The organism is Actinosynnema sp. NPDC049800, assembly GCF_040656635.1.
GTDB lineage: Bacteria > Actinomycetota > Actinomycetes > Mycobacteriales > Pseudonocardiaceae > Actinosynnema.
The window spans coordinates 157709-180063 of record NZ_JBFAMT010000003.1; the positions used below are offsets into that span (position 1 = coordinate 157709).

The 22355-nt window shown below is 71.5% G+C and carries 17 protein-coding genes; 6 read left to right on the top strand and 11 right to left on the bottom strand.

The window, feature by feature from the left end; all coding sequences use genetic code 11:
- Positions 1 to 52 precede the first annotated feature (52 nt).
- Together AB0I91_RS05975 and AB0I91_RS05980 are read left to right on the top strand one after the other, a co-directional pair.
- Positions 53 to 559 (top strand): Lrp/AsnC family transcriptional regulator, encoded by a 507-nt coding sequence (locus AB0I91_RS05975; protein ID WP_499635516.1) that lies wholly within the window; start codon positions 53 to 55, stop codon positions 557 to 559.
- Positions 560 to 568: 9 nt separating this feature from the next.
- Positions 569 to 1954, top strand: coding sequence for a pyridoxal phosphate-dependent decarboxylase family protein (locus AB0I91_RS05980; protein WP_499635519.1), 1386 nt, complete (start codon positions 569 to 571; stop codon positions 1952 to 1954).
- On the opposite strand, the gene AB0I91_RS05985 is transcribed toward AB0I91_RS05980, so the two are convergent.
- Genes AB0I91_RS05985 through pyk form a run of 3 tightly spaced genes read right to left on the bottom strand, consistent with a single transcriptional unit; the run spans position 1944 to position 4908 of the window.
- Positions 1944 to 2504, bottom strand: coding sequence for a Uma2 family endonuclease (locus AB0I91_RS05985; protein WP_498784415.1), 561 nt, complete (start codon positions 2502 to 2504; stop codon positions 1944 to 1946). The two genes, AB0I91_RS05980 and AB0I91_RS05985, sit on opposite strands and share 11 nt — an antisense overlap.
- A 47-nt stretch (positions 2505 to 2551) precedes the next feature.
- Positions 2552 to 3475, bottom strand: a complete 924-nt coding sequence (gene tesB / locus AB0I91_RS05990) for an acyl-CoA thioesterase II (protein WP_498784360.1) — start codon at positions 3473 to 3475, stop codon at positions 2552 to 2554.
- Positions 3476 to 3483: 8 nt separating this feature from the next.
- Positions 3484 to 4908: a pyruvate kinase gene (gene pyk / locus AB0I91_RS05995; RefSeq protein WP_230567130.1), complete on the bottom strand. Its 1425-nt coding sequence runs from the start codon at positions 4906 to 4908 to the stop codon at positions 3484 to 3486.
- 82 nt (positions 4909 to 4990) lie between these two features.
- On the opposite strand from pyk, the gene AB0I91_RS06000 reads away from it, so the two are divergent.
- Positions 4991 to 5341 carry a VanZ family protein gene (locus tag AB0I91_RS06000; RefSeq protein ID WP_498784362.1) on the top strand — a complete coding sequence of 117 codons (351 nt, stop codon included), beginning with the start codon at positions 4991 to 4993 and terminating at the stop codon, positions 5339 to 5341.
- Positions 5342 to 5718: 377 nt separating this feature from the next.
- Here AB0I91_RS06000 and AB0I91_RS06005 read toward each other — a convergent pair whose 3' ends face one another.
- Positions 5719 to 6399: a DUF2461 domain-containing protein gene (locus AB0I91_RS06005; protein ID WP_498784364.1), complete on the bottom strand. Its 681-nt coding sequence runs from the start codon at positions 6397 to 6399 to the stop codon at positions 5719 to 5721.
- A 68-nt stretch (positions 6400 to 6467) separates the two neighbouring features.
- Between AB0I91_RS06005 and AB0I91_RS06010 the strand changes: the two genes are divergently transcribed.
- Complete coding sequence (locus AB0I91_RS06010) at positions 6468 to 8420, top strand: helicase-associated domain-containing protein (protein ID WP_498784366.1); 1953 nt, start codon at positions 6468 to 6470, stop codon at positions 8418 to 8420.
- A 44-nt stretch (positions 8421 to 8464) separates the two neighbouring features.
- Here the strand turns inward: AB0I91_RS06010 and AB0I91_RS06015 are convergent, their stop codons facing one another.
- The 4 genes from AB0I91_RS06015 to dctA all read right to left on the bottom strand — a co-directional run bounded on the left by AB0I91_RS06015 (position 8465) and on the right by dctA (position 16828).
- Entirely contained in the window at positions 8465 to 8971 is a 507-nt protein-coding gene (locus tag AB0I91_RS06015) for a hypothetical protein (RefSeq protein ID WP_499635522.1), read from the bottom strand.
- Between the two features lie 87 nt (positions 8972 to 9058).
- Positions 9059 to 10564, bottom strand: coding sequence for a glutamate synthase subunit beta (locus AB0I91_RS06020; RefSeq protein ID WP_498784370.1), 1506 nt, complete (start codon positions 10562 to 10564; stop codon positions 9059 to 9061).
- Entirely contained in the window at positions 10557 to 15095 is a 4539-nt protein-coding gene (gene gltB / locus AB0I91_RS06025) for a glutamate synthase large subunit (protein WP_498784372.1), read from the bottom strand. The genes AB0I91_RS06020 and gltB overlap by 8 nt, the downstream gene beginning before the upstream one ends.
- 362 nt (positions 15096 to 15457) lie before the next feature.
- Positions 15458 to 16828, bottom strand: a complete 1371-nt coding sequence (gene dctA, locus AB0I91_RS06030; protein ID WP_499635526.1) for a C4-dicarboxylate transporter DctA — start codon at positions 16826 to 16828, stop codon at positions 15458 to 15460.
- Positions 16829 to 16984: 156 nt separating this feature from the next.
- Between dctA and AB0I91_RS06035 the strand changes: the two genes are divergently transcribed.
- Positions 16985 to 17929 carry a TAXI family TRAP transporter solute-binding subunit gene (locus tag AB0I91_RS06035; RefSeq protein WP_499635527.1) on the top strand — a complete coding sequence of 315 codons (945 nt, stop codon included), beginning with the start codon at positions 16985 to 16987 and terminating at the stop codon, positions 17927 to 17929.
- A 732-nt stretch (positions 17930 to 18661) separates the two neighbouring features.
- On the opposite strand, the gene AB0I91_RS06040 is transcribed toward AB0I91_RS06035, so the two are convergent.
- Complete coding sequence (locus AB0I91_RS06040) at positions 18662 to 20029, bottom strand: sensor histidine kinase (RefSeq protein ID WP_499635529.1); 1368 nt, start codon at positions 20027 to 20029, stop codon at positions 18662 to 18664.
- Positions 20030 to 20105: 76 nt separating this feature from the next.
- Here AB0I91_RS06040 and AB0I91_RS06045 point away from each other — a divergent pair, with 76 nt between their 5' ends.
- On the top strand, positions 20106 to 20639 hold the full coding sequence (locus tag AB0I91_RS06045; RefSeq protein WP_499635537.1) for an AMIN-like domain-containing (lipo)protein: 534 nt from the start codon (positions 20106 to 20108) through the stop codon (positions 20637 to 20639).
- Between the two features lie 7 nt (positions 20640 to 20646).
- On the opposite strand, the gene AB0I91_RS06050 is transcribed toward AB0I91_RS06045, so the two are convergent.
- Entirely contained in the window at positions 20647 to 21312 is a 666-nt protein-coding gene (locus tag AB0I91_RS06050; protein ID WP_498784382.1) for a response regulator transcription factor, read from the bottom strand.
- Between the two features lie 6 nt (positions 21313 to 21318).
- Entirely contained in the window at positions 21319 to 22353 is a 1035-nt protein-coding gene (lgt, locus tag AB0I91_RS06055; RefSeq protein WP_498784384.1) for a prolipoprotein diacylglyceryl transferase, read from the bottom strand.
- Positions 22354 to 22355: the final 2 nt, after the last annotated feature.

The window sequence follows — 22355 nt, forward strand, 5'->3', positions numbered from 1 at the left end:
TCCTGGGCGATCCGTTCGGGTGTATTCCACCTGACGATTACAGTGTTCGGTTGTGAGCGAGACAGCCGAACTGGATTCGGTCGACTGGCTGATCCTGGAGGCGTTGCAGAACGACGCGACGCTGCCGAACCGGAGCCTGGCCGAGCGGGTCGGCATCGCGCCGTCGACCTGCCTGCAGCGGGTGCGCCGGCTGCGCGACCTCGGGGTGATCACCGGGTTCCACGCCGTGGTCGACCCGCGGACCACGGGCCTGCCGCTGGAGGCCGTCGTGTCGGTCAACGTGCGGCCGCACACCAGGCCGGTGGTGGCGGCGTTCCGGCGGTTCGTGATGGCGCAGCCCGAGACGCGGTCGTTGTTCCACGTCAGCGGCCAGGCGGACTTCCTGGTGCACATCGCGGTGGCCGACAGCACGCACCTGCAGGCGTTCCTGATGGACAAGATCGCCTCGCGGACGGAGGTGCGGAACCTGACCAGCTCGGTGGTGCTGGAACGGGTCGAGACCCGGGCCCTGACCCCGCCCGACGATCAACGGCCCACCCACCGCAGGCGACGCGTATAGATTTCGGGCATGGACCCTGACGAGTTCCGCCGGATCGGCCACGAGGTGATCGACTGGATCGCCGACTACCGCTCGCGCGTCGAGGACTTCCCGGTCTCCTCACCCGTCGAGCCAGGCTGGGTGCGGGGGCAGCTGGCCGGGCTGCCCGACCGCGGCGAGGGGTTCGACGGGCTGCTCGCGGACCTGGACCGGGTCGTGCTGCCGGGGACGACGCACTGGCAGCACCCCGGGTTCTTCGCCTACTTCCCGTCGAACGCCTCGCTGCCGTCGGTGCTCGGCGACCTGCTGTCGTCGGGGCTGGGCGTGCAGGGCATGTTGTGGTCCACCTCCCCCGCCGCGACCGAGGTCGAGCAGCACCTGATGGACGAGCTGGTCGGGGCGCTCGGCCTGCCGTCGTCGTTCGTCGGCGGTGGGGTCATCCAGGACACCGCGTCGTCCGCCGCGCTGGTCGCGGTGCTCGCCGCGCTGCACCGGTCGTCGGGTGGGAAGTGGCGGCAGTCCGGTGTGGACGGGTCCGAGACCGTGTACGTGTCGTCCCAGACGCACTCGTCGCTCGAACGGGCCGCGCGGATGGCCGGGCTCGGCGAGCAGGCCGTGCGATCGGTCCGGGTGGACTCGCGGCTGGCCATGCGGGTGGACGACCTGGCCGACCGGATCAGGTCCGACGTGGCGGCGGGCCGGCGGCCGGTGATGGTGTGCGCGACCGTCGGCACCACGGGCACCGGCGCGGTCGACCCGGTGCGCGAGATCGCCGCCGTGTGCGCCGAGCACGGGATCTGGCTGCACGTGGACGCGGCGTGGGCGGGCCCGGCGGCGCTGTGCCCGGAGTTCCGGCACCTGTTCGACGGCGTGGACCTGGCCGACTCGTTCACCGCGAACGCGCACAAGTGGATGCTGACCGCGTTCGACCTGTCCCTGTTCTGGACCGCCCACCCGGACGTGCTGGTCGACGCCCTCACGATCCTGCCGGAGTACCTGCGCAACACGGCCACCGAGTCGGGCGCGGTCGTGGACTACCGCGACTGGCAGATCCCCCTGGGCCGGCGGTTCCGGGCGCTGAAGCTGTGGTCGGTGCTGCGCTGGTACGGCCTGGAGGGCATCCGGGAGCACCTGCGCGGCCACGTGGAGCTGGCCGCGCTGCTCGAATCGTGGGTGGACGCGTCCGACGACTGGGACCTGGTCGTGCCGCGCTCCCTGTCCCTGGTCACCCTCGCGCACCGCTCCGGCGACGCGGCGACCCGTGCCGCGATGGACCGCGTCAACGCCAGCGGCGACGCCTTCATCACCCACACCGTCGTCGACGGCCGCTTCGCCATCCGCGTGGCGATCGGCGCGGAAGCGACCAAGGAGCACCACGTGCGGGCGCTCTGGGACGCCCTGCGGATCAGGGGTTGATCAGCGTGGTGAGGTCGATGGTCACCGGGAAGGGCTCGGGGACCTCGACCTCCCCGGTGCCTTGCGCGATCTGCTTGTACCTGCCGGCGACCAGGCTGAACGCGATGAGCGTGGCCGGCTCGTCCAGCTCCACCACCCAGTAGTGCGGGATTCCCACCTTGGCGTACTCGATCGGCTTGAACACGCGGTCTGTCCGACCCGTTCCCGGCGACACGATCTCCACTGCCAAGTGCAGGTCATCGGGGTTGAACCGGCTCGGGTGCTCCCAGTAGCGCTCGGCAGGCACCACTACGACGTCGGGTGCGCGCAATGAGAGCGGAGGCCCCGGGTCGATCACGACGTCGACGTCCTGGACCGCCACCACCCCGGCGGGCAGTTGCTCTTTGAGGCAGCTCCGGAGGTTCGCCATCGCCACTTGGTGCTTCGGTGCCGGCCTTGGCGCCACCAGCAAGACTCCTTCGACCAGCTCGAAGTGGCGCGACTTGTCCTCTGGAAGCGCGTCCCACTCCTCAAGCGTGAACAAGTGGTCAGGCCAGGGCAACGTGCTCATCGCGGCCACCTCTCTTGCTCCATTGATCGCGCAGCGTAGCCGATCGACTACAGGACCCGAAGCAGGCCCTCCTGGACCACGGTAGCCACCAGCTGGCCGTCGTGGCTGTAGAAGCGGCCCGTGGCGAGGCCGCGCGCCCCGGACGCGGAAGGCGAGGCGCAGTCGTAGAGGAACCACTCGTCCGCCCGGAACCGGCGGTGGAACCACATGGCGTGGTCCAGGCTCGCGCCCAGCACCTTGTCGGTTCCCCAGTACACGCCGTGCCTGACGAGCACCGAGTCGAGCAACGTCATGTCCGACGCGTACGCCAGCACGCACACGTGCAGCAGGTCGTCGTCCGGCAGCTTGCCGTCGGCCCTCATCCACACCTGGCTGCGCGCCTCGCCCGGCCCGTCCTCCCGCGCCCGCCACGGCGGCTCGGTCACGTACCGGATGTCGATCGGCCTCGGCAGCCGCGCCATGCCGACCTTCTCCAGGTACCCGGCCGCCGACTCGGCGTAGGTGGGCAGCGAGGACGGCGGCGGCACGGCGGGCATCGGCTCCTGGTGGTCCAGGCCCGGCTCGTCCAGCTGGAACGACGCCGACAGGGCGAAGATCGCCTTGCCGTGCTGGACCGCGACCACGCGCCGGGTGGTGAACGAGCGCCCGTCGCGGATCCGGTCGACCTCGTACACGATCGGCACGGTCGGGTCGCCACCGCGGATGAAGTACGAGTGCAGCGAGTGCACCCGGCGCTCACGGGGCACGGTGCGGCCGGCGGCTACCAGGGCCTGACCGGCGACCTGCCCGCCGAACACCCGAACGGGCGACTCGGCGGGTGACACACCGCGGAAGATGTTCTCCTCGACGCGCTCCAGGTCGAGCAGCGCGACGAGTCGGTCGAGCACGGGCTGCCCGTGGGGCACGCCGTCGGCGTCCAGTGGAACGTCCGAGAACTCGGCGGTCGCCGCGGCACGGGCAGCCTCGGTCACGTCATCTCCTAAGCGTGGTCGTCCTCCCCCAGGCGGTGCACCCGGATGAGGTTCGTCGAGCCGATGGTGCCAGGCGGCGAGCCTGCCACGACCACGACGAGGTCGCCCGGCTGGTACCGGCCGATGTCGATCATCGACAGGTCCACCTGGCGGACCATCTCGTCCGTCGAGTCCACCTTAGGCACCAGGAACGTCTCGGTGCCCCAGGTGAGAGAAAGCTGACTGCGCACGCTGGGCTCCGGCGTGAACGCCAGCAGCGGCAGCGGGGTGTGCAGGCGGGCGAGCCGCCGCACGGTGTCGCCGGACTGGGTGAACGCGACCAGCGCCTTCGCGTTCAGCCGCTCGCCGATGTCGCGCGCCGCGTACGAGATCACGCCGCGCTTGGTGCGCGGGACGTGCGTCAGCGGCGGGACCACGGTGGACTCGGTCTCGACGGCCACGATGATGCGGCTCATGGTCTTGACCGACTCGATGGCGTAGCGGCCGACCGACGTCTCGCCGGACAGCATCAGCGCGTCGGCGCCGTCGAGCACGGCGTTCGCGACGTCCGAGGTCTCGGCGCGGGTCGGCCGAGAGTTCGTGATCATGGAGTCGAGCATCTGGGTGGCCACGATCACCGGCTTGGCGTTCTCGCGGGCGATCTGGATGGCCCGCTTCTGCACCAGCGGCACGTGCTCCAGCGGCAGCTCCACGCCCAGGTCGCCGCGGGCGACCATGACGCCGTCGAAGGCGAGCACGATCGCTTCGAGGTTGTCGACCGCCTCGGGCTTCTCGATCTTGGCGATGACCGGCTTGCGGCCGTGGCCCACGCGGTCCATCACCTGGTGGACCAGGTCGATGTCCGCCGGCGAGCGCACGAACGACAGGGCGATGAAGTCCACGCCCAGGTTGAGGGCGAACTCCAGGTCCTCGATGTCCTTCTCGGACAGCGCGGGCACGGACACGTCCATGCCGGGCAGCGAGAGGCCCTTGTTGTTGCTGACGGGGCCGCCCTCGGTGACCTCGCAGACCACGTCCGGCCCGTCGACCTCGGTGACGGTCAGGCCCACCTTGCCGTCGTCCACCAGCAGCCGGTCGCCCGCCTTGGCGTCCTGCGCCAGCTGCTTGTAGGTGGTGGAGACGCGGTCGTGGGTGCCCTCGACGTCCTCGACGGTCACCCGGACGATGTCACCGGTGCGCCACTCGACGGGGCCGTGGGCGAACCGCCCGAGGCGGATCTTCGGACCCTGGAGGTCGGCCAGGATGCCGACCGCGCGGCCCGACGCTTCGGCCGCGTTGCGGACGAGGTCGTAGACCTGCTTGTGGTCGGCATGGCTGCCGTGGCTGAAGTTCATCCGGGCAACGTCCATACCGGCCGCCACCAGCTCGTTGACCTTGTCCTCGGTCGCGGTGGCAGGACCCATCGTACAGACGATCTTCGCGCGTCGACTCACGTCTAGTCAGAGTAGTCCCTGTCACTGGACCGATCAGGATGTACCGGGAAGTAATCTCCGCGAAACAGGCAGAATCTGCACCGTGGGCCCCAGAATCCTTCCGTTCGTGGTCGCGGCGTTGCTCAGCGTCATCGTGCTGTTCACCCCGGCGTCAGGTGTGCCCACCGCGCCCCCGGGCACCGACAAGGTGGTGCACTTCGTGCTGTTCGCCCTGCTCATGGGCGCTGGGAGGTACGCGCGACTGCCGTCCGGACCACTGGTCATCGGCCTCTTGGGTTACGCCGCGGTCTCGGAAGTGTTGCAGTGGCTCATCACCGCGCTGAACCGCGGCGGGGACGTCCTGGACGCCCTTGTGGACGTCGCCGGCGTGGGCTTCGGCGCCCTGCTCGCACGATCGACCGCCCGAAAACGTCGTACCCCTCTGGGAGAATAAGAACAGGGGTCCCCTGGCGGGCGACGCCTGCGCAGCCATCACAGCCACAGCCATCACCGGTGCCGCCGGTGCCGCCCGTCGGCGGTGCAAGGCGAGGCAACCGTCGGCGGCGCAGGGCGGGGCAACCCGTCGGCGGAGGAAGCCGGTCCAGCCATCAGCGGCGGAAGCCGACCCAGGTCCGCCGACGCCCGTGAGCGGCGGAAGCCGGTGCGGCCCCGTCAGCGTCGGTGAGCGGCGCGAACCAGCCCAGCCCGTGACCGCCGGTGAGTGGCGCAAGCCGACCCCAGGGCCGTCGGCGGCGCAAGCAGGCCCGGCCAGCGGCGGCGGCGGTGGTGGCGGAAGCAGCCCGGCCGTCAGCGGCGCAGGCGGAGCGGCCGTCAGCGGCGGAAGCCGATTTCGGTCAGGCCGATGTGGTCGGCGCACCAGTCGACGAGCGGTGTGACCTGGTGCCAGGCTTCGCGGACCCGGTCCAGGCAGCCGGGCTCGTGCAGCACGTCGTCGGGCGGCCACACCTTGGCCACGTAGAGGCGCTTGTGCTTGAGCAGCTCGATCCGGGGGTGTTCCGGGTCCAGGCCGCGCGGCGCCCGCTTGAGCTTGTCCCCGCGCAGCTCCCAGCCGGACTTGGCGAGCTTCGCGAGCAGCTTCTCCAGCGCACGCCCGCGCACGTCGTCAGCCACCGACTCGCGGTAGCGCGCGAGCTGGTCGGACGCCATCGCGAACGACCCACCGGCCACGAACAGCCCTTCGGTCCCGATCTGCACGTAGTGCGCGCCGCCGCCGCGGCCGAGTTCGACCACTCCGCCGCAGTGGTCTTTGTACGGCGTCTTGTCCTTGCTGAACCGCACGTCCCGATAGGGCCGAAAGACCTTTCCCTTGCCGAACTCGGGCTCGAGCACGGCGAGCAACGTCTCCATGGGCGTGCGCACATCGCGCTGGTAGACGTGCTTGTGGTCGTCCCAGTAGGCCTTGGAGTTGTCGGCGACGAGTCCGTCGTAGAAGTCGATGGCGTGTTCGCCGAACCCGGTGAATTCCACGGCGCCCAGCTTACGTTCGTCCATTCGTGGCTCATTCGAACGCTCTATCGCAACGCATCACCGAGCCGTCACGTTCTGTGCATAATCGCCGGGTGGGTAGGAAAACGGCGCTGGCCGGATGGCTGCGCGAGCTCGACGCGGTGGAGATCCGGGACATCTTGGCGCTGCGCAAGGACGCCGCCGATCGCAGGCCCCACTCGCTGCGGGCGCTGGCGGACGAGCTGACCTCGACGGCGTCGCTGCGCGCGGCGGTCGACGGGCTCGACCAGGCGTGCCGGGACGTGCTGGACACCGTGCTGCGGCTGGGTGACGAGGCGGGCGTGGAGGTGCTGGCGGAACGGTTGCGCTGCAACGGGAAGGCGTCGCGGGCGGAGCTGAAGCGGGCGTTGGGCCAGTTGCGCGCGAGGGCGTTGGTGTGGCCGGCGGCCGGGCGGTTGGCGAGCTCGCCGGGGTTGCGGCTGCTGGAGGAAGAACCCGCGCGCCGCATCACGCCCGCGCCGCGCACGCCCCGCCGCGCGCCGCAGAACCGGGGATTCGCGGACCGGGCCGCGATCACGCCCGCGACGTCCACTGTGGACGGGGTGACGCGGCTGGTCGACCTGTGCGACGTCGAGCAGGTGGCGTGCCGCGCGGTGATGGGGTTGCGGGAGCTGAGGCGGCTCGCGGGCGTGCTGCGGTCCGACGAGGGCCGGACCCGGTTGTGGGTGGGGTTGGCCGTCGAGGCGCGGTTGCTCGCGGTGGACGACGGCAGGCTGGTGCCGACGGTCGGCGCGGACGCGTGGCGGGCCGCGTCGCCCGCGGAGCGGTTGACCGCGTTGGCGCGCGCCTGGCCGCGGCTGACGTGGACGCCGGGCAAGCAGCGGCCCGCGTCGGCGGAACCGTCCTCGACGGACTCGGGCGACCGGACCAGGCGCGGCCTGCTGGAGCGGTACGCGCGGTTGGACGAGGACGAGGCGTTCGAGCACCGGCACGAGGTGGTGGCCGAGCTGGTGTGGACGCGGCCCGCCGTGCACGGGCGCGCGGCGACCGAGGCGGCGTTGGTGGAGGCCGAGTCGGTGGGGTTGGTGGCGCTGGGCGCGGCGACCGCGCTGGGCCGGGCGGTGCTGGCGGGCGGGGTGGACGAGGTGGCGGGTCGGTTCGTGCCGCCGGAGGCGGTCACCGCGCACCTGCGGCCGGACCTGAGCGCCGTGGTGGCCGGGCTGCCGTCGCGCGAGCTGAGCGCGGTGCTGGAGCTGGCGGCGGACGGCGCGGCGGGCGGGTGGCGGTTCAGCGGCGCGAGCGTGCGGCGGGCGTTGGACGCGGGGCACGAGCCGGACGCGTTGCTGGCCCGGTTGGCGTCGGTGGCCGAGCACGGCGTGCCGCCGACGTTGGCGCACCTGGTGCGCGAGGTGGCGCGGCAGCACGGGCGGATCACGGTGACGCCGGTGGCGTGCTGCGTGCGCACCGAGGACCCGGTGCTGTTGAGCGAGATCGCCGCGCACCCGTCGTTGGCGCCGCTGTCGTTGCAGCCGTTGGGGCCGACGGTGCTGGCGTCGGCGAAGCCCGCGGCGGAGACGTTGGCGTTGCTGCGGGCGGCCGGTTACGCGCCGACGACGGCCACGGTGGACGGCATGGCGGTGGTGGAGCGGGTGCCGCGACGGCGCGTCGAGCCACCGCCGGTGCGCGCGGCGACGGGCGGGTGGCGCACGCCGTTGACCGGGCACGAGGTGGGAAAGCTGGCGGCGGCGCTGGTGGAGCGGGAGCGGCCGAGGCCGCAGTTCGTGCTGCCGCCGGTGGAGTCGCAGCGGATCGGCACGGTGCGGCTGCTGCGCGACCAGTCGCTGGTGCTGCGCGATTCGGAGGTCGTGCTGCTGGCGGACGCGCTGGTCAGCCGCACGTCCGTGGAGATCGCGGTGGCGAACGGCCCGCGGAGCACGGTGAAGCACGTGATCACCCCCGTCGACCACGCGGCGGGCAACCTCAAGGCCAACTGCGCCCCGCGCGGCGAGCACCGCGAGTTCCTGGTCAGCCGCATCCGCTCGGTGCGCGCGGTGACCGGCGTCTGACCGGCGGGCCCGACCCGGCCCTCTTCGGGTCGGGGCAGCGTGCGTCAGGGCAACCGTCCCTGGACCGCCGGCCACTCCCGCACCTCGTGCCGGAGGTGATCGTCGCGGATGCGGTCGACCAGGTTGCCGAGCCGGCGGACGAGGGTCCGCACCTCGCGCAGCTCCCGGATCTCCTCGATCGGGCGGTCGGTCCGGTTCTCCGCCATCCGGAGGGCCTCCTCGCGGGACAGCCGGATGTTGCCCAGGTTGCGCCTCGCCGCACCGTCGGGGGTCAGCTCGGGCGGCACGTCGGCGAGTTCCGGGTACTCACTGACGACGGAGGCGAGCATGGCCAAGCGGTTGGCGACCTCCTGCCCGCTCACGTCCCCGAAACGGGTCGTCAGGCCGTTCAACGACTGGATGATCGACAGCCACCAGTTCGTCCGGTGCTCGCCGTCGGGCTGCGACTCCACCAGCCAACGCCGCCGTTCCTCGTCGTCCCACGCCAGGAGCTGCCCGAACGTGATCCCGAATGACCGTAACGTGTCGTTGTCCGGAATCCCGCTGCCCATTCGCATCCTCCTCCGAAGAAAGCAAAAGGCCGCCCCGACGTCATTGTCGGGGCGGCCGGGTACCCAGCGAACGGCGGGTCTAAGGGGTCACACCACGGCCAGCGGCAGCATGTTGGGGATCACCGGTGACGGCAGGTCGGACGAGCCGGTCAGGTAGCGGTCCACCGCGTTGGCCACCGAGCGGCCCTCGGCGATCGCCCACACGACCAGCGAAGCGCCCCGGTGCGCGTCACCGCAGACGAACACGCCGGGCGACTGGGTCTGCCAGTCCGAGCCGCACGAGATCGTGCCGCGCGAGGTGAGCTGGATGCCCAACCCGTCCAGCAGCGGCATGTGCTCGACGCCCTCGAAGCCGATCGCCAGCAGCACCAGGTCCGCCGGCAGCAGCTCGACCTCCTCGGACGTCGGCACGACCTGGCGGCGGCCGGAGGCGTCCTTCTCCACCCGCACCTTGCGCAGCTGGATCTGGCGCACGTGCCCGTCCTCGTCGCCGACGAACTTCTCCACCGCGACCGCGAACTTCCGCTCGCCCGCCTCCTCGTGCGCGGGGTAGGTGCGCAGGATCCACGGCCACACCGGCCACGGCGAGCGGGCGTCGTCCCGAGTGGACGGTGGCATCGGGTACTGGTCCAGCTGCAGCACGGAAGCCGCGCCCTGCCGGGACGCCGTGCCGTAGCAGTCGGCGCCGGTGTCGCCGCCGCCGATGATCACGACGTGCTTGCCGGCCGCGTCGATCGCCGGCGGGCCGTCGCCCTCGCACGCGCGGTTGGCGGGCACCAGGTGCTCCATCGCCAAGTGGATGCCCCGCAACGAACGGCCGGGCGTCGTCGTGTCGTCACGACCGCGCAGCGCGCCCACGGCGAGCACCACCGCGTCGAACTTCGACCGCAGCTCCTCGACGGTCAGGTCGACGCCGACCTCGCAGCCGGTGACGAACTTCGTGCCCTCCTTGCGCAGCTGCGCGAGCCGCCGGTCGAGGACCTTCTTCTCCATCTTGAACTCGGGGATGCCGTAGCGGAGCAGCCCTCCGAGCCGGTCGTCCCGCTCGAACACGGTGACCTCGTGGCCCGCCCGCGTGAGCTGCTGCGCCGCCGCCAACCCGGCCGGGCCGGACCCGACCACCGCGACCGCCTTGCCCGACGAGACCTGTGCCTGCGTGGGTCCCACGAGCCCCTGGTCCCAGGACACGTCGGCGATCGCCTGCTCGACCCGCTTGATCGCGACCGCGCCGCCCGCGTCGTGGCTGATCGACAGCACGCACGCCGCCTCGCACGGCGCGGGGCACAACCGGCCGGTGAACTCCGGGAAGTTGTTCGTCGCGTGCAGCCGGTCCGACGCCGACTCCCAGTCGCCCCGGCGCACCAGGTCGTTCCACTCGGGGATCAGGTTGCCCAGCGGGCACCCGGCCGACCCGGAGTGGCAGAACGGGATGCCGCAGTCCATGCACCGCGTCGCCTGCGTGCGCACCTCCGCGTCGCGCTGCTCGGCGGGGACGTCGAGGTACACCTCGTCCCAGTCGCTCAGCCGCTCGGCGGCGGGCCGCTTCTTCGGCTCGGAGCGGGAGTGCTTGAGGAAACCGTACGGGTCAGCCACGGGAGGCCTCCATGATCGCCTGGTCGACGTCCCTGCCTTCCGCGCGGGCGAGCCTCATCGCTTCGAGCACGCGCTGGTAGTCACCGGGCATGACCTTGGTGAACGACGCGGAACGCCGGGGCCAGTCGCCGAGCAGCGACGCGGCCACCGCCGAACCGGTGAGCTGGTGGTGGCGTTCCACCACTTCGCGCAGCCAGCGCAGGTCTTCCGCACCGGGCCGCTGCAACTCGACCATGGCGGTGTTGACCGCCGCCGGGTCGAGCTCCAGCACGTACGCGATGCCGCCGGACATGCCCGCGGCGAGGTTGCGGCCGGTCGGCCCGAGCACCACGGCCCGGCCGCCGGTCATGTACTCGAACGCGTGGTCGCCCACGCCCTCGGCCACGGCCAGCGCGCCCGAGTTGCGCACGCAGAACCGCTCGCCGACCCGTCCGCGCAGGAAGATCTCGCCGGACGTGGCGCCGTAGCCGATCACGTTGCCCGCGATGACCTGCTGCTCGGCCGCGAACGGCGCGTCCGGGTGCGGCCGCACGACGATCCGGCCGCCGGACAGGCCCTTGCCGACGTAGTCGTTGGCGTCGCCGATCATCTCCAGCGTGACGCCGCGCGGGATGAACGCGCCCAGCGACTGGCCGGCCGAGCCGGTGAACGTCACGTGGATCGTGTCGTCGGGCAGGCCGTCGCCGCCGAACCGGCGCGTGACCTCCGCGCCGAGCAGCGTGCCGACGGTCCGGTTGACGTTGCGCAGCGGCAGTTCCAGCCGCACCGGGCGGGCGTCGTTGAGCGCCGCGTCGGCGAGCTGGAGCAGCGTGCGGTCCAATGCCTGCGCCAGGCCGTGGTCCTGCTCGCGGACCTTGCGCTTGGCCGTGCGGTAGGGCGTCTCGGGCACCTCGAACACCGGCGTCAGGTCCAGCCCGGCCGCCTTCCAGTGCTCGACGGCCTCGTCGGTCTTGAGCAGCTCGGCGTGGCCGACGGCCTCGTCGATCGTGCGGAAACCGAGCGACGCCAGCAGTTCCCGGACTTCCTGGGCGATGAAGTGGAAGAAGTTCACCACGTGGTCGGCCTGGCCCGTGAAGCGCTTGCGCAGCTCCGGGTTCTGCGTGGCGATGCCGACCGGGCAGGTGTCGAGGTGGCAGACGCGCATCATCACGCAGCCCTCGACGATGAGCGGCGCGGTCGCGAAGCCGAACTCCTCCGCGCCGAGCAGCGCGGCCACCACCACGTCGCGGCCGGTGCGCATCGCGCCGTCGACCTGCACGGTGATCCGGTCCCGCAAACCGTTGAGCAGCAACGTCTGCTGGGTCTCGGCGAGGCCGATCTCCCACGGCGTGCCCGCGTGCTTGAGCGAGTTCAGCGGCGACGCGCCGGTGCCGCCGTCGTGGCCGGAGATCAGCACCACGTCCGCGTGCGCCTTCGCCACGCCCGCCGCGACCGTGCCGACGCCGACCTCGCTGACCAGCTTCACGTGCACGCGGGCCTGCTCGTTGGCGTTCTTCAGGTCGTGGATCAGCTGCGCCAGGTCCTCGATCGAGTAGATGTCGTGGTGCGGCGGCGGGGAGATCAGGCCAACGCCCGGCGTGGAGTGCCGGGTCCGCGCGATCCACGGGTACACCTTGTAACCGGGCAGCTGGCCGCCCTCGCCCGGCTTCGCGCCCTGCGCCATCTTGATCTGGATGTCGCTGGCGTTGACCAGGTACTCGGAGGTGACGCCGAACCGGCCGGACGCGACCTGCTTGACCGCGCTGCGCCGCTCCGGGTCGTACAGGCGCTCGGGGTCCTCGCCGCCCTCGCCGCTGTTGGACCGGCCGCCGAGCCGGTTCATCGCGATGGCCAGCGTCTCGTGCGCCTCGGCCGAGATCGACCCGTAGGACATGGCGCCGGTGTTGAACCGCTTGACGATCGAGGAGACCGGCTCGACCTCGTCGATCGGGACCGGCGTGCGGCCGGCGGCGTCGAACGAGAACAGGCCGCGCAGCGTGCCGCCCTGCCGGGACAGCCGCTCCACCTCGTCGGTGTAGCGCTTGTACACGTCCTGCTTGCCGGTCTTGGTGGCGTGCTGGAGCAGGAAGACCGTCTCGGGCGTGAACAGGTGCAGCTCGCCCTCGCGGCGGTAGGCGTACTCGCCGCCGACCTCGAGCCTGCGGTGCACGCGGTCGGTCGGGTTGTCGGGGTGCGCGCGGCGGTGGCGCAGCGCCACCTCCTCCGCCAGCACGTCCAGGCCCGCGCCGCCGAGCTTCGACACCGTGCCGGTGAAGTACTCGCCCAGCAGTTCCTCGGACAGGCCGACGGCCTCGAACACCTGCGCCGCCGTGTACGCGCCTACGGTCGAGATGCCCATCTTCGACATGATCTTCAACGTGCCCTTGACCAGCGCGGTCACGTAGTTCCGCACGGCCTTGCGCGGCTCGATGCCGGTCACCGCGCCGGTGCTGATCATGTCTTCGATCGTCTCGAACGCCAGGTACGGGTTCACCGCGGCGGCGCCGTAGCTCAGCAGCGCGGCGATGTGGTGCACCTCGCGGGCGTCACCGGTCTCCACGACCAGCGCCACGCGCAGCCGCTCCTTGGTGCGCACCAGGTGGTGGTGCACCGCGGAGACCAGCAGCAGCGACGGGATCGGCGCCATCCGGTGGTCGGAGTCGCGGTCGGACAGCACGAGCGTGCGGGCGCCGTTCGCGATCGCCTCGGACGCCTCGCGGCGCACCCGCTCGATCGCCGCCGCCAGCGCCGCGCCACCACCGTCCACTTCGTACAGTCCGGACAGGACGGTGCACGCGAAGCCCGGCAGGTCGCCGTCGTCGTTGATGTGGATGAGCTTGGCCAGCTCGTCGTTGTCGATCACCGGGTAGGTCAGCTTGATGTGCCGGCAGCTGACCGGGCCGGGCTCCAGCAGGTTCTGCTCCGGGCCCATCACCCGCGACACGCTGGTGACGATCTCCTCGCGGATCGCGTCCAGCGGCGGGTTCGTGACCTGGGCGAAGTTCTGCACGAAGTAGTCGTAGAGCAGCCGGGAGCGCTGCGACAGCGCCGCGACCGGCGTGTCGGTGCCCATCGAGCCGAGCGGCTCCGCGCCGTTGGTGGACATCGGGGCGAGCAGGATCCGCAGCTCTTCCTCGGTGTAGCCGAACGTCAGCTGCCGCCGCACCACGGACTCGTGGCTCTGCACCACGTGCTCGCGGTCGGCCAGGTCGGCCAGCTCCAGCACGCCCGCGTGCAGCCACTCGTCGTAGGGCAGCTCGTCGGCCAGCTTCGACTTGACCTCGTCGTCCTCGACCAGGCGACCCTCGACCGTGTCGACCAGGAACATCTTCCCGGGCTGCAACCGGCCCTTGGCCACGACCTGGTCCGCGGGCACGTCCAGCACACCGGTCTCCGAGGCCAGCACCACGCGGCCGTCGGCGGTCTGCCACCAGCGGGCCGGGCGCAGGCCGTTGCGGTCGAGCACCGCGCCGACCAGCGAGCCGTCGGTGAACGTCACGCACGCCGGGCCGTCCCACGGCTCCATCAGGCTCGCGTGGAACTCGTAGAACGCGCGGCGCTTGGGGTCCATCGAGGTGTGGTTCTCCCACGCCTCCGGGATCATCATCAGCACCGCGTGCGGCAGGCTCCGGCCGCCCAGGTGCAGCAGCTCCAGCACCTCGTCGAAGCTCGCCGAGTCCGAGCCCTCCGGGTGGCAGATCGGGAACAGCCTGGTCAGGTCGCCCGGGATCAGGTCGGAGGCCAGCAGCGCCTCGCGGGCCCGCATCCGGTTGCGGTTGCCGCGGACCGTGTTGATCTCACCGTTGTGGGCGACGTACCGGAACGGGTGCGCCAGCGGCCACGACGGGAACGTGTTGGTGGAGAAGCGGGAGTGGACCAGGGCGATCGCGCTGGCCAGCCGCTCGTCGCGCAGGTCGGGGAAGAACGCGGGCAGCTGGCCCGTGGTCAGCATGCCCTTGTAGACGATCGTCCGGGACGACAGCGACGGGAAGTACGTGCCGACGTCCGCCGCCGCGCTCTCGTGCTCCACCCGCTTGCGCAGGGCGAACGTGAGGCGGTCCAGGGCGACGTCGCGCCGGTCGGTCTCGCCCTTGACGAGCAGCATCGCGAAGTGCGGCATCACCGACCGGGCGGTCGGGCCCACGCCGGCGTGCTCGGGCGCGGTCGGCACGTCGCGCCAGCCCAGGACCACCAGGCCCTCTTCGGCGGCGATGCGCTCGGTCAGCTCGACGGCCTTGGCGCGCGGCTCCTCGTCGGCGGGCAGGAACGCGATGCCCGCCGCGTACGCGCCCGGCTCCGGCAGCTCGAAGTCCAGCACCTGCCGCAGGAAGGCGTCCGGCAGTTGCAGGAGGATCCCGGCGCCGTCGCCGCTGGTCGGCTCGGCGCCCGCGGCGCCGCGGTGCTCCAGGTTGGCCAGCGCGGTGAGCGCGTCGACGACGATGTCGTGCGAGCGCCGGCCCTTGATGTCGGCGACCATCGCCACACCGCAAGCGTCACGTTCCGCGGCGGGGTCGTAGAGCCCCTGCGGGGACGGGATGGCGGAGAAGATCACTGCGCAGACCTCCTTCGTCGTCCTTGGTGAAAGAACGAGTCCTCGTGTCCAGGTCCTGGAATCCGGGTGCTGGGCACGGGACGACGATGGCCCGCGTGTTGACGAGACTTTAACAGTCGCGAAACGGATCCACACCATCCTTCGGGTGATCTTCGTCGGCGACTGGTAACGATTCGGCCGGTCCGAGCGATACCTCGGCCGGCCTTGTTACGCGTTGTTAAGCATAACGGAGCGACCGCCCTCGCGCGCGCTGGTGAGAGCCGGCCGACACTTCCCCCGCCGCCGCGATCCCGGGTGAACTCGCAGGTGAGCCCCCGTGCCGCCGCCTCGTGGGCGACGACCGGGGGGCTCACGCGCGCGTCTCAGCGGGTGCCGGCGCCCACCGGTTCACGCTCCGTGACGTCGCCGTCACCGTGCTGCTGTTCCATCAGGGCGTCCACGTCCACCTGCCCGGGGTTGTCCATCACCTCGCGCAACCGGTCGCGGTCCAACTGGCCCTGCCACCGCGCCACCACGAGGGTGCCGACGCCGTTGCCGATGACGTTCGTGATCGCCCGCGCCTCGGACATGAACCGGTCGATGCCCACGATCAGCGCGATGCCGACCGCCGGGATCGCGCTGTTGCCCTCGAACGCGCTCAGCGACGCCGCCAGCGTGACCAGGCCGGCGCCCGTGACGCCCGCCGCACCCTTGCTGGCCAGCAGCATGAACAGCAGCAGCCCGACCTGCGTGCCCAGGCCCACGTCCGTGCCCGTCGCCTGGGCGATGAAGATCGCGCCCATGGTCAGGTAGATGCACGTGCCGTCCAGGTTGAACGAGTAGCCGGTCGGGATCGTGAGGCCCACCACCGACTTGTCCGCGCCCGCCGCCTCCAGCTTCACCAGCATGCGCGGCAGCACCGTCTCCGACGAGGACGTGCCGAGCACGATCAGCAGCTCGTCCTTGATGTACCGGAGGAACTTGAAGATCGAGAACCCGGCGTACAGCGCCACGCCGCCCAGCACCACCAGGATGAACAGAAGGCACGTCGCGTAGAACGAGCCCATCAGCCACGCCAGCTTGCCCAGGATCGAGCCGCCGAACTTGCCGATCGTGTAGGCGATGCCGCCGAACGCGCCGATCGGCGCCGCGTACATGACGATCTTGATGACGCCGAACATCACCTTGGCCGTGGTGTCCAACGCGGACACGACCTTCTCGCCGCGCTTGCCCATGCCCGCCACGGCCACCGCGACCAGGATCGCGACCACCAGCACCTGGATCAGCTGGCCGTCGGTGAACGCGCCGAGGAACGACTTCGGCACCAGGCCCAGGATGAAGCCCGTCACACCGGTCTCGGCGGTCTTGGCGTCGGCGAGCGTCTTCTCCGCCGCGCCGTCGTTGATCGGGATGGACGCGCCGTGGTGGCCCGGCTGCACCAGGTTGACCACGATCAGGCCGATCGCCAGCGCCACCGTCGTCATCGCGGTGAAGTACAGGATGGTCCGCAGCGCCAGGCCGCCCGCCTTGGCGAGGTTGCCCAGGCCCGCGATGCCGACCACGACCGTGCAGAAGATCGTCGGTGCGATGACCACCTTGACCAGCGCGATGAAGAAGTCGGCCATCCACTTCATGCCCGACGCCTGCGCCGGGAAGGCGTACCCGACGATCACGCCGAGCACGATCGACACCAGCACCCAGAAGTAGAGGTGCTTGTAGATCGGTTTGCGCTCACGTGCCTGCGCGCTGACCACGTCTCCTCCAAGGGGACCATCGCCTGCCGGCGGGAAGGGGGTTGGTTGGTGATCCTGAGCACAGGGCGCGACCACGACAAGGAGCCCGCCGGAAACTTCAGATCCCTCTGACGTAACACTCCGTTCACCCGGTCGTGCGGGGTTACGCTGCTGGTCGTGCGGGTGTCCCGGCGTTCGGTGCTGCGAGCCGCCCTGGTGGCGGGCGTGCCGGCGTGGCTGTCGGCGTGCACGTCGAGCAGCCCTCCCGCCCTCGACGAGCTGGTGCTCGCGACCGGGCCGGACGGCGCGGTGTTCCGCGAGATCGGCGGCGCGCTGGCGGCGGCGCTGGCCGACGAGCTGCCCGCGACCCGGGTGGTCGAGCGCCACACCGGTGCGTCGGTGGAGAACGTCCGCCTGCTCGGAGAGGGCGAGGTCCACCTTGGACTGTCCTCTTTGGATCCACTGGTGGCGGGTGCGTTGCTCAGCGCCGAGGACCCGGGCGGGATCAGCGCGGTGGGGCGGCTCTACGACAGCTTCATGCAGATCGCCGTGCCCGCCGACTCGCCGTTGCGGACGTTGTCGGACCTGGCCGGGCGGACGGTGTCGTTCGGGCCCTCGGAGTCGGGGACGGAGTTCACCGCGACCCGGCTGCTGTCGTTGCTGGGGATCGAGGTGGACGCGCGCCGGATGGCGCACGCCGACGCGGCCGAGGAGCTGACGAAGGGCTCACTGGACGCGTTCCTCGCGCTGACCGGCATCCCGACCCCGGCGATCGCCGACACGCTCGACGCGTTCCCGCTGCGCCTGCTCGACCTGCCCGCCGAGGCGGAACGCCTGGCCGAGGCCTACCCGGGCCCGTACGTGCCGGCCACCATCCCGGCCACGACCTACGGCAACCTCGGGCCGTGCCGCACGTTCGCCGTGCCGAACCTGCTGCTGGCGCGGACGTCGTTGGACGAGGACGTGGTCGAGGTCGTGACGCGGACCGTGTTCACGCAATCGGCCCGGATCGCCGCCGGCCACCCGGAAGCCAGCCGGATCAACGTGAGAACAGGAATCTCCACTGGTCAGGTCCCACTGCACAAGGGCGCCGAACGCTGGTTCCGAGCGACGAAGCGCTGACCAGCCCATACTGCATGCTGTTGCCGATGGCCGAGGATGCCCCCAGCTCCCTCTGATCACCCAATGGAGCGAACCGGGCGTCAATGGAGAAACTTTCGGCACACCATTGACGTTGCCGGGATAGAAGGAGGCGGCACCCACGGCGAGCGTCAGCGGACCAGGCCGACGGTGAGGCGAACGCCAGGGAGACGGTCGGGCAGCAGACAGGCCACCACCTGCGCACAGGGGCGCGCTGAGGGGCACACGCGGCGGACAGGTCACGCACCCGCCACCGCGCGGGCGAACAGGCACCGGGCGGGCGCGCCGGGCGGGCGGGCGGCACCGGGCGGGCGGCGCGCGGGCACGGGCAGACGCTGTCACGCACCGAGCAGGCACCGGGCAGTGGCGAATAAGCACCACGCGGCCGGGCGGGTACGCGGGCGGGCAGTCGGTCCGGCGGCAACAGGCATCACCAGGCGACGGGCTCGGCCCGTCAGGCGGATGGATGCGGCTGGCGGGTTCGCGCCAGGCACCCGACGCCGCGGGCAGCAACCGGCGCGGACGGAGTTCGCATGAAGGGCCGGCTCGTGCCAGGCGGGATTTGGGGCAGGCGGGATTTGGGACAGGCGGGATTTGGGGCAGGTGGAGTCTGCGGCAGGCGCGATTTGCGGCAAGCGGGACTTGTGGCAGCAGGCGGTCGCGGCAGGTGGCGGAGCGGGTCAGGTCGCGGGGTGGGTTAGGTCGCGGGGCGGGTCAGGTGGTGGGGCGGGCGCGGAGGCGGATCAGGGCGTCCAGGCCGTGTGGTTCGACGGGGTGGAGGGTTAGTTCGCCGCCGGCCGATTCGATCAGCTCGGCGCAGATGGCGAGTCCCAGGCCGGTGCCCGCGATGTTCTGGTGGCGTGGCGCGCGCCAGAACCGGCTCAGTGCGTCGGCTCGCTCGTCGTCCGTCAGGCCCGTGCCGTCGTCGGTCACGTGCAGTTCCACGCCGCCGTCCGCGGTCCGGCCCCAGACCTTCACGCGGGTGCCGCCGGAGAGGCGGATCGCGTTGCCGACGAGTTCGTCCAGCACGCTGCCGAGGCCACCGGGCGGTTCCAGGGCACGCAGGCCCGGTGGTACTGCCACCTCCAGGCGCATGTCGCCCGCCAGCGCGCGCCAGCCGGGGACGTGCGTGGCCAGCAGGGTGTCCACGTCGACCGGTTCGGCGGCGGAGGTGCTGTCGAGACGCGTGGCGGCCAGCAGGGTGTCCAGGACGCGGCCCATCTCCTCGGCCTCGTCCACGGCGATGCGTTGCGCCTCACGGCCCGCGGCGTCGGTGACGTGGGGTTCCAGGTTGTCCACGGCCAGGCGGAGGCTGGCCAGCGGGTTGCGGAGTTGGTGGGAGGCGTCCGCCACGAACGCCCGCTGCCGGCGCAGGGCGCGGCCGACCACGTCGACCATCGCGTTGAAGCTCGCGGCGAGTCTGCGCAGCTCAGGGGGCCCGCCGAGGTCGTCCGCACGGGCATCCAGCCGGCCGCCCGCGACGGCGGCGGTCGCCTCGTCCAGGGTGCGGACCGGGCGCAGGACCCAGCGCGACATCGGCCACGCGACCGCCACCACGCCCAGCATCGGCACCAGACCGAGCAGCGCCAGCACGCCCCACTGGCGGAGGATCGCCGACCTGAGGCCGTCGGTCGGGGAGATCGTCACCACGGCGGCCACCACCTCGCTGTCCCGCCCGACCGGCTCGACCACGACGAGGTTCACGCGTTCCCACGGCCACACCGACTGGTCGGTCTCGCCGCGGTACCCGCCGAAGGCCGCGTTCAGGCCCACCTCGACGTGCGGGTCGTCCAGGGCGAACGGGCGGCGTGACGATTCCAGCACCGTGCCGTCGGTGCCGACGAGGGCGGCCGAGATGCCGTAGAGCTGGTCGTAGCGGACCAGTTCCTCCCGCAGCGCGGTCAGGCGGTCCGACGCCAGGGCGCTCTCGGCCAGCGACGCGAACCGGCTCGCGTCACCCAGCCGGTCGAGGTAGGTCTCCTGGCTCTCGCGCTGCACGACGGCGAACGCGAGCGGCACGCCGAGGGCCGCGACCAGGGCGACCAGCAGCGGCACGATGAGGACCAGCAGTCGGCGCAGCACGCGGAGGCAACCTCCCGTGGGTGACGTGCGTCATGTTGGCTGCGGGCTGTTCCGGCCCGACGAAGGGGGAATCAGCATGCTACGCAAGGTTGCGTTGTTAATCGCGGCGATGACGGCGCTCGCGGTGGTCGCGCCGGTGACCGCGTCCGCGGCGCCCACGGCCTGCACGCCCGTCGACTGGGGTTCGGGGCCGAAGGTCGCGTCCCAGACCACGACCGGGCTGCTGGCGAACATCCGGGCCGGTCAGCAGGAGTGCTACGACCGGCTGGTGTTCGACTTCGCCGGCGGCGAGAACGACGGCTACACCGTGCAGTACGTGCCCGAGGTGACCCACGAGGGGTCGGGCAAGCCGGTGCCGTTGCGCGGCGCGGGCAAGCTGCAGATCACGGTGAACTCGCCGTCCTACGACCAGGACGGCAACCCGACCTACACCTACCCGAACGGGTCCGAGCTGGTGGACGTCACGGGCTACCAGACGTTCCGCCAGGTCGCGTGGGCCGGGTCGTTCGAGGGGCAGACGACGGTCGGTCTGGGTGTGCGCGCCCTGCTGCCGTTCCGGGTGTTCACGCTCCCCGGCCGGGTCGTGGTGGACGTCGCCCACGTGTGGTGACCACCGGTCAGGTGTGGGCTGCCACCCGGTAGCCCACACCGCGGATCGTCTCGATGCGCAACGCGTCGCCGAGCTTGCCGCGCAGGGCGGCGATGTGTGTGTCCAGCGTGCGTGACGGCGCCTCCCAGTGCGCCTGCCACACCTGGTCCACGATCAGGTCGCGGCTGACGACGGTGCCCGCGCGGCCGACGAGCAGGGCGAGCAGGTCGAACTCCTTGCGGGTCAGCGGCACCGGTTCGCCGTTGATCCTGGCCTCGCGGCCGGCCGGGTCCAGGGTGAGCGGGCCCAGCGTGATCTCGTGCTCGCGGGCGGCGGCACGGGCCGCGCGGGTGCGGCGGAGGACGGCTTCGATGCGGGCCAGCAGCTCGGCGGTGCCGAACGGCTTCACCACGTAGTCGTCCGCGCCCAGCCGCAGGCCGAGCACCCGTTCCCGCTCCTCGCCGCGCGCGGTGACGGTGATGATCGCGGTGCCGGTGCGGTGGCGGAGTTCGCGCAGCACGTCGAGGCCGTCGCCGTCGGGCAGGCCGAGGTCGAGCAGCACGACGTCCGCCGGTGGCGCGGTGAGCGCCGCGGCGGCCGTGCCCACCCGGTGCACCTCGTAGCCCGCGTGCCGCAGCGCCGTGAGCAGTCCTCGCGCCACCCGGTCGTCATCTTCGACGACGAGGATGCGCACGGCGGCCTACTGCTCCGGCTTGTCGCCGGTGTCCGCGGGCTTGTCGGACGCGGCCTTCGTGTCGGGGACCGTCGTCTCCTCGGCGTCCGCCGCCGGCTTGTCCTCGTCCGTGCTCGCGTAGCCGGACTCGGGCGGTTCGGCGGCGGCGGGCTCCTCGCGCACGATGACCTCGCGGTCGCCCTTCTTCCCGGCGAGCACGAAGTAGACGACCGCGCCGAGGAACACCACGACCGAGGTGATGACGTTGATCCGCAGCCCGAACACCTGGGTGGCGGGGTCGGTACGCATCTGCTCGATCCAGAACCGGCCGGCCGTGTAGCCCGCGACGTACAGCGCGAACACCCGGCCGTGGCCGAGCCGGAACTTCCGGTCCGCCCACACGATGATCAGCACGACGCCGAGGCTCCACAGCATCTCGTAGAGGAACGTCGGGTGCACGATCTCGATCGGCGTGTTGTCCACCGCCACGCCGCCGAGGTCGTCCTCGAAGCCGGTCGCCGGGTCTTCCCGCCGGTAGATCTCCAGACCCCACGGCAGCGTGGTGGGACCGCCGTAGAGCTCCTGGTTGAAGTAGTTGCCGAGGCGGCCGACGGCCTGCGCGGCGAGGATGCCGGGCGCGAGCGCGTCCGCCATCGCGGGCAGCGGGATGCCCTTGCGGCGGCACGCGATCCACGCGCCGACGCCGCCGAGCGCGATGGCGCCCCAGATGCCGAGGCCGCCGTTCCAGATGGCCAGGGCTTCGAGCGGGTTGCGGCCCTCCCCGAAGTACTTGTCGTTGTCCGTCGCCACGTGGTAGAGCCGACCGCCGATCAGGCCGAACGGCACCGCGAAGACCGCGATGTCGGTGACCTCGCCCTTCAGGCCGCCGCGTGCCACCCAGCGGCGCTCACCCCACCAGATGGCCAGGATGATGCCGAGGATGATGCACAGCGCGTAGGCGCGGATCGGGATCGGTCCCAGTTGCCACACGCCCTGGTCGGGGCTGGGGATCGTCGCGAGGTAAGTCGTCACCACGGCCACCACCGTAGTGGGTGCGGCCATCC